Annotated in this window: 7 protein-coding genes and 1 rRNA gene; 3 read left to right on the top strand and 5 right to left on the bottom strand. The window is 37.9% G+C overall.

Going from position 1 to position 7849, the window contains the following annotated elements:
- A 5S ribosomal RNA gene (gene rrf / locus ACP3VS_RS22105) occupies positions 1-71 on the top strand; the annotation flags it as partial.
- A 38-nt stretch (positions 72-109) separates the two neighbouring features.
- Here the strand turns inward: rrf and ACP3VS_RS22100 are convergent.
- The 5 genes from ACP3VS_RS22100 to ACP3VS_RS22080 all read right to left on the bottom strand — a co-directional run bounded on the left by ACP3VS_RS22100 (position 110) and on the right by ACP3VS_RS22080 (position 5491).
- The gene (locus ACP3VS_RS22100) at positions 110-1561 is read right to left on the bottom strand and encodes an alanine/glycine:cation symporter family protein (RefSeq protein ID WP_197148510.1); all 1452 of its coding nucleotides are present in this window, start codon (positions 1559-1561) and stop codon (positions 110-112) included.
- 268 nt (positions 1562-1829) lie between these two features.
- Positions 1830-3050, bottom strand: coding sequence for an NAD(P)/FAD-dependent oxidoreductase (locus ACP3VS_RS22095; protein ID WP_197225048.1), 1221 nt, complete (start codon positions 3048-3050; stop codon positions 1830-1832).
- On the bottom strand, positions 3040-3381 hold the full coding sequence (locus ACP3VS_RS22090; protein ID WP_031416268.1) for a (2Fe-2S)-binding protein: 342 nt from the start codon (positions 3379-3381) through the stop codon (positions 3040-3042). The genes ACP3VS_RS22095 and ACP3VS_RS22090 overlap by 11 nt, the downstream gene beginning before the upstream one ends.
- Entirely contained in the window at positions 3378-3647 is a 270-nt protein-coding gene (locus tag ACP3VS_RS22085; protein WP_012291914.1) for a (2Fe-2S)-binding protein, read from the bottom strand. The genes ACP3VS_RS22090 and ACP3VS_RS22085 overlap by 4 nt, the downstream gene beginning before the upstream one ends.
- A gap of 137 nt (positions 3648-3784) precedes the next feature.
- The gene (locus ACP3VS_RS22080) at positions 3785-5491 is read right to left on the bottom strand and encodes a sigma-54 interaction domain-containing protein (RefSeq protein ID WP_230584376.1); all 1707 of its coding nucleotides are present in this window, start codon (positions 5489-5491) and stop codon (positions 3785-3787) included.
- 153 nt (positions 5492-5644) lie between these two features.
- Here ACP3VS_RS22080 and ACP3VS_RS22075 point away from each other — a divergent pair, with 153 nt between their 5' ends.
- Both ACP3VS_RS22075 and ACP3VS_RS22070 read left to right on the top strand, forming a co-directional pair.
- Positions 5645-6826 (top strand): NAD(P)/FAD-dependent oxidoreductase, encoded by a 1182-nt coding sequence (locus ACP3VS_RS22075; RefSeq protein ID WP_426390011.1) that lies wholly within the window; start codon positions 5645-5647, stop codon positions 6824-6826.
- Positions 6823-7842, top strand: a complete 1020-nt coding sequence (locus ACP3VS_RS22070) for a proline racemase family protein (RefSeq protein WP_012291917.1) — start codon at positions 6823-6825, stop codon at positions 7840-7842. The genes ACP3VS_RS22075 and ACP3VS_RS22070 overlap by 4 nt, the downstream gene beginning before the upstream one ends.
- Positions 7843-7849 lie beyond the last annotated feature (7 nt).

Genomic DNA, 7849 nt, shown 5'->3' with positions numbered 1-7849 from the left:
ACGGAAGTTAAGCTCTTTAGCGCCGATGGTAGTTGGGGGCTTCCCCCTGTGAGAGTAGGACGTCGCTAGGCAACAAAAACAGTCAGCTGTGTGCTGACTGTTTTTTTAGTTAATTCTTTTTATGCATATTACTGTATTCTATCCAAAACTCGGCGTTTTTAATTCCAACTTCTCTTGGATCAAAAATAGGATCTAGACCGGCCTTTTTTTGTCGGTCATAATCTTGCAAAACTCGAATGGCTGGTTTGGTTAATAATACAATAGCAATAAAGTTCAAATAACTCATACTCCCAAATCCAATGTCTCCAAGTCCCCACATAAGACTAACAGATTGAACACTTCCAACATAGACAACTAGTAAGAAGACCATTTTTAATACTAATTTTAAAATGGGGAAGCGTAGCTTATTATCTAAATATACAATGGTTGTCTCTGCAATGTAGTAGTATGCCATTAATGTAGTGAACGCGAAAAGGAATATGGCTGTAGCCACGAAGCCACTTCCAAAATCATTGAACACTGTAGATACAGCTGCTTGTGTATAAGCAGTGCCTGCTACGACGCCTGGAATATTTTCAACTAATGGTGTCGTTGTTCCAGAAGGAGTAACATTATACATACCTGTAATGAGAATCATTAAAGCTGTAGCTGTACATACAATGATTGTATCAATATAGATGGAAAAACCCTGAACTAAACCTTGTTTAGCAGGGTGAGATACTTCAGCAGCAGCAGAACTAAATGTTGCTTCTCCCGCTCCAGCTACGTTTGAAAATACCGAGCGTCTTACACCCCAAGCGATTGCAGTCCCCACTATACCACCAAAAATGGCATTTGTACCAAAAGCACTTGTAATAATAAGTTTAACCATACCTGGAATTTCACTTACATTCGCCCCTAAAATAATGAGTGTTAAAATTACATAAGCAAGTGCCATGATAGGAACAACTTTATCTGCAACACGTGCTATACGCTTTACACCACCAAATATGATTAATCCTAAAAGAATAACAATTAAAGCACCTGTTATAAATGGTGGAATATGAAAAGCCGTATTAAAGGAAGTGGCAATGGTGTTCGCCTGGATTCCTGGCACTAGAACACCATATGAGAGACAGATCACACACGCAACAAATATAGCAAATCCCTTTAGTCTCAACCCCTTTTCGATATAATATGGTGACCCCCCGCGATACTGATCATCAGCCTTTTCTTTATATAATTGAGCAAGAGTAGATTCAATAAATGCACTTGCTCCACCTAAAAAGGCCATAATACCCATCCAAAATACTGCACCTGGTCCACCTGCAGCAATAGCCGTAGCCACTCCTGCAATATTACCAACACCAACCCGCCCAGACAATGCCATACAAAAGGCTTGGAACGATGAGATTCCTTCCTTTGACTCTTTCCGTTCACGTAATAATCGAATCATCTCAGGAATATAACGAAATTGAACAGCTTTTGTTAGGACGGTAAAATAAAGACCTACACCTAATGCTAAGTATACAAGTGCATTCCCCCAAATATAATCGACCAATGTATTAACGATTGTCTCCATAGATGTTTCCCCCTTGTTTTCTTAAATCAAAACGCGAAATTACCACCCCAAAAAATTGTGTTCGATCCATTATTAGCATTCATCTCGTTACCCAAATGATGACTAAAGTGTGTATACAGCTTTAATTTAGATGAATACTTAAATAGGCTAAAACCTCCCTTCATAATTTTTAGGCTCATCATATGTATTGCATGTTTTATGCCATAAAGTAAAAAAGCCTTTTACTCACGAAAATGAGTAAAAGACTTTTACACTTTCATATGGATTTTTAATGAATAGAAAGCGACCCAACAGATTCATTCCAAATTTGCTTCATTTGCTGACGGCCAGCTAAAATTTCTGGATGAAATTGAATATGTGCAGTGGCTCGTGTTTTTTCAACAGCCTGGATGGCAAGCTTAATATCATGGTTGGATGCTCCTCCATTTAGGTGTTGAGCAATTGTAAGAGCTGCAACCTCTCCCTGCGCTAATGCTACCTTGGCTCCTTCAATGCCCGTAATATTTCCTGCTACATATAATCCCTCTAAATTAGTTTCCATTTGTTCATTATGTAAAGGAATGAACCCACCTAATTGTTCGATGTAATGAAATGGACAACCTGCTAAAGAAGCAAGCTCTGCAAGAGGGTACAAACCACCAGCGATACAAATAAAATCTGCTTTGATACGTTGTTCGCTTCCTTTCACAATAGAGCCATCTGTATTCACTGTTGCTAAAATGACCCCTTCAACTTGATTTTTACCAACGATTTCAATAACAGCTTTGCGTAACATAATAGGAATATCCCACATTTTCACACCATTTTTGGGATAAAAGGTAATACCAAGCTTTTTCATAAAGTCTTTTTTCATCAATTTGCTGCCTATTTTAACAAGAGGGGAGGGAGCCATATGAGCCACATGCAATAATGAGGTCATAACTTCTAAAGGATTGCTATAACCCTCTGTTAATAAGTTAGTGGGGGGTAATGTAATAGCGGCTACATGAACACCTGCTAATTGTAATTCCATTGCAATAGCTGAAGAAAGTACATTAACTCCGACAATGACACCACGTTTTCCAGGTTTCACACGATGCACATTTGTCATTACTTGTGCTGCTCCAACAGACATGACCCCTGGAAGAGTCCAACCTGGAATAGGGAAAGGCGATTCGGCAGCTCCAGTAGCTAATAGCAGGTGTTGGGTACGAAATGCACCTTTAGTTGTATGGATGACCCACATTTGACCTATTTTTTCTAAGTCAGATACACTCGTTTGTAATAAAAATTCAACATGGACTGCTTTAGCTCGTTCTACTAAACGTTCTGATTCTACAATACCGTTCCACCATGTTCCTGGCTTCTCTTCATAAAGTTGTCCTAGTAATCGCCCTCCAGCATATAAATATTCATCGATAACAAGGACTGCAATATTTTTTTCTGCTAATGTAATAGCCGCCGCAAGACCCGCAGGACCAGCCCCAATTATAATTACTTTATTGTTCATCGTTCTTCCTCCAGTCTCTTACTGTCGTAGGAAGTGTCTGCCCACTTTTTACAGCCATGCCATCTGAAAGAGGAGTTAAGCATGCTCGTTCACCTTCTAAGCCATTTACATTGACACGGCATTCAAAACAATGACCAATATTACAATAGATGCCTCGAGGCTGGCCAGTTTCTTCGTGCAATCTTAAAGTGCGTATTCCTTGTGCTAGCAATGCAGCAGCTAGGGACTCGCCTTTGTAACCTTCAAACAAATGATCGTCATAAGTAAAAGTTACTTTTTCTTTTTGCGTTAAAGCCCCTAAAACTGGGTGGTTTATTATACGCTCTGTCATGATTTTACCTCCCCTAAATTGGAGAATCGTACTGGTCGAATAGGGGCTTGATGTTTTAATGAAACTTCATCATTTTTGCGAGGATGATGAAGATGAGCAATAGAATCTACCATGGTACGGCATGTACGACCGCCACAATAGCCCATTCCTGCACGCGTTCGTAATTTCAGTTCTCGTGCAGAGCACTTATATTTTGATGCGCTTTCTACTAATTCATCGTAACTAATTTCTTCACAACGGCATACAATCATAGATTTATTTTGCATAGTTCCACCTCTACTATATAAAATACTTAACATAGTACATAATGCAAAAACTATGCCAAAGAAAAAATAAATATGAAGGGGATATCTAGTTGAATGTGAATAATGTGTATAAAAATATTGACATATATTTAATAAAATTAGACATCTATGTTTAATTTCTTTAATCGATTATATAAAGTGGCGCGAGTAATACCTAAGTTTTTAGCACATGTTTTTTTATTACCATTTACTTTGGCAAGCTGGTCTAAAATTATTTCACGTTCATAATGTTCAAGCTGATTGTTAAGCTCTGTTCCTAGAGGAAAATCTATCTTAACGTCCATTGCTTTATCTTTTGGCATCACCGCTAAAATATCAGTAGGGAGGTCTTCCATATGAATGGCCCCCTCATCAGAAAATACAACCAGTCGCTCGATAACGTTCGATAATTCACGGACATTGCCTGGCCAATGGTATTTTAAAAGAGCATTTGCTATTTCAGTTGGGATTCCTTGAATAGGTCGATTATATTTAATTGACTTTTCATATAAAAAGTAATTGCTAATTTCTAATATATCTGATGCCCGCTCCCTAAGAGGAGGAACGGTGAAATTCACCACATTTAGTCGATAATATAAATCTTCTCTAAATTTCCCCTCTGCCACCAATTGCTTCAAATCTCTATTAGTAGCTGCTACTAGGTTAAATTCGACATCCATTTCCTTTGTACCACCAACTGTATAAAAGGTCTTTTCCTGTAGTAATCGCAAAATTTTGACTTGCATTTCTAATGGCATCTCACCGATTTCATCTAAAAATAAAGTACCTCCACGTGCAAGCTCTACCTTACCTTTTTTTCCTTTTTGATGGGCACCAGAAAAAGCTCCTTTTTCATAACCAAAAATCTCACTTTCAAATAGGCCACTTGGAATGGCACCACAATTGATAGCAACAAAGGGTGCTTCAGACTTTTCTCGAATAGCATGAACCGCACGTGCAAATAATTCTTTACCAACGCCACTCTCTCCGTAAATTAAAATATTTGCCTCTGTTTCTGCGACCTTTTTTACTTTTTCTAATACTTCTTTAAGCTTTGGACTATTGCCACGAATAAGGGTGAACGGGTCAAATGCTAAACCATTAGTACTCATCTGTTTCTCTAAATTTAATAATTTCTCAGATGTAATATGGAGCTCTTCGTTTAATTTTTTGACATGGGTAATATCTGTTTCAGCAACGACTGCCCCAATTGTCTTATTATGCAGCATAACTGGATTAGAATTAATCATGACGACGAGATCTTCCCGAGGAAAATGCTGCTGTTGATAAACAGATTTTCTATGCTGTAAAGTATGTAAAATTTCTAGTTGATCTTCTTTGAAAAAATGAGTGATTGGCTTTCCGATAATATTTTCTCCTGACACAGAAAAAATGCTTTCGGCTCCTTTCGTCCAATAAACTACATTTTGTTCAGCATCAATGACTGTGCATGATTCATTTATTGTATTTAAAATGGTTTGTAAATAAGCATTTCCACATTCTAATTCATAGGCAAGATCGTAGGCTAAGGACTCTCTCCGTAAATATCCTAAATATTTTTTTTCCTCATTACAAACTAGTAAAAATTCGTATTCCTTCATATATTCAATAGCATTCTTGAGTGGGCAATCCAACTGGATGGTATGACAGGCAACATAGTGAACATCGTTTTTTCTTTTACCGCGAACTGCTCCATAAGGTTTATGATTTTCAATCACAAAATATTGCTTGCTGGCATCGTTTATTTTGGAAACAATATCGTCAGTAGATGTTATAGCAAAATTACGCTTTAATATTTTATTCATTATTAAATGATATGGATGCAAGGTAAGTACCCCCTCATTGTTAATTTGTCTAATTATTTAGAATAATATAAATAATTTTGACACATAGTGCCTAGTTTATCAAACAAATTCCAGTTTGGGAGGTTGGCATGTTTTTTGCATCATACAGTCATGAATAGAAAGGAGGAGGGAGATATGAAGAATTCCCATCATGATATCGTAATTATTGGCGGTGGCATTATTGGTGGAGCAATAGCTTATTATTGTGCAAAGGCGGGCCTAGATATCACAGTACTTGAAAAAAACGAACTTGCAAGTGGGACTTCTTCTCGTTGTGATGGCAATATTTTAGCTATTGATAAAGATCCTGGCTTTGACAGTCAAATGTCTTTAGTCAGTCAAAGATTGGTTCATGAGTTAAATAGAGAGTTAGATATGAGCTTTGAATATCGGAATCCTGGCAGCATTCTTGTCTGTGAAAGTGAGCTAGAGATGGAGGCTGCACAGCAATGGGTTAATCGTCAACAAGAGGCGGGTCTAGATTTTACAATGTTAGATCGTGAGGACCTGCGGAACGAATCAAAATACTTCGCAGATGATTTATACGGTGGATTGGAATGTAAAACGGATTCAACAGTGAACCCATACATGCTGACATTTTCTATGTTTCACTCCGCTGAGAAATTGGGTGCAAAGATAAAAAAACATACAGAGATCAAAAATATTAAGAAGCAGCCAGATGATACATTTTCACTTGAAACGAATGAGGGGTGGATAACCGCAAATAAAGTCATTAATGCTTGCGGAATTTGGGCACCGTTTATTGGACAAATGCTTAGTGTTGATATTCCCATTAAACCTCGTAAAGGCCATATTTTGGTGGCATCACGTCAGGAACCAGTAGGACTAAGAAAAGTTATGGAATTTGGTTATTTAATTTCAAAGTTTGGTGGAGAGCGTAAGGTGGATGCGGATATTGAAAAATACGGAGTAGCCTTAGTGTTTGAGCCGACAGAGGCACAAAATTTTTTAATAGGAAGTAGTCGAGAATTTGTAGGATTTGACACGAAGGTGAATCATGATGTGGCAAAAATGATTGCTAGACGTGCGGTACGCTTCTATCCAAAAATTGCTGATATGTCGATTATTCGTACATATGCAGGGTTAAGACCATGGACAGAAGATCATTTACCTATTATTTGTGAAGTAGAGGAAGTACCTGGCTTCTATATCGCTGCAGGTCATGAAGGAGATGGCATTAGCTTAGCTGCAGTTACTGGAAAGCTTATCCAAGAATTACTACAGCACAAAGATTCATGCATTCCTACTGAACCGGTTCATCTTAGTCGTTTTCAGAAAGGAGTGCTTCACGAATGAATTTTCAAAAACTATTTACGACCATTGATACACACACGGGTGGAAATCCGACCCGTTCATTAATAAGTGGGATGCCCAAGCTTGAAGGCAAAACTATGTCTGAAAAAATGTTATTTATGCAAGAGAATTATGACTGGATTCGAAAATTTCTTATGAATGAGCCACGAGGGCATAGTGTAATGTCAGGTGTTATCATTACAGAACCTTGCCAACCAGAAGCCGATTTCGGAGTGATTTATATTGAAACAGGTGGTTATTTACCAATGTGTGGACATGACACAATAGGTGTTTGTACAGCACTTATTGAAGCGAATTTAATAGAGGTTACTACACCCTTTACAAATATAAAATTGGACACACCTGCAGGTTTAATTGATGTACAGATTAAAGTAACGGATGGTGTAGCGAAGGAAGTGACCTTTAAAAATGTACCATCCTTTTTATTAAAAACAATTGAAATTAATGATTCTGAGCTAGGTGTAGTGGAATGTGAAATAGCATATGGTGGGAATTTTTACGGCATTATTGATGCTAGAAAAATCAATCTAGACTTAGCTGTAGACAATTCGACGAAGATTATTAACACGGCTATTCGTCTCCGCAATGCTGTGAATGCTGTGGAGGATATTGTCCATCCGGAGTACTCGTTTATCCATGGACTTACACATATTGAGTTTTATACAGATCCAGTTAACCCATTAGCTGATTTAAAAAATACAGTTGTTGTTCCGCCAGGAGGAATCGACCGTTCTCCTTGTGGCACTGGTACATCTGCCAAAATTGCTACACTCTATTTAAAAAATAAGCTCGTTCTCAATGAGTCCTTCGTCTATGAAAGTATTGTGGGAACAATGTTTAAAGCACGTGTACTAGAAGAAGTAACTATTAGTGGTTTAACAGCTGTTATTCCGGAGGTAACAGGGTCTGCATGGATAATGGGGATGCATCGATTTTTTTACAATGATCAGGACCCATTAAAAGAAGGCTATTTGATGATTCCACCAATGGATCACTAAGGGAGGA

Source organism: Lysinibacillus sp. VIII_CA (assembly GCF_049943995.1).
GTDB classification, from domain to species: Bacteria; Bacillota; Bacilli; order Bacillales_A; family Planococcaceae; genus Lysinibacillus; species Lysinibacillus pinottii.
This window is presented reverse-complemented; position numbering and strand designations above follow the sequence as displayed.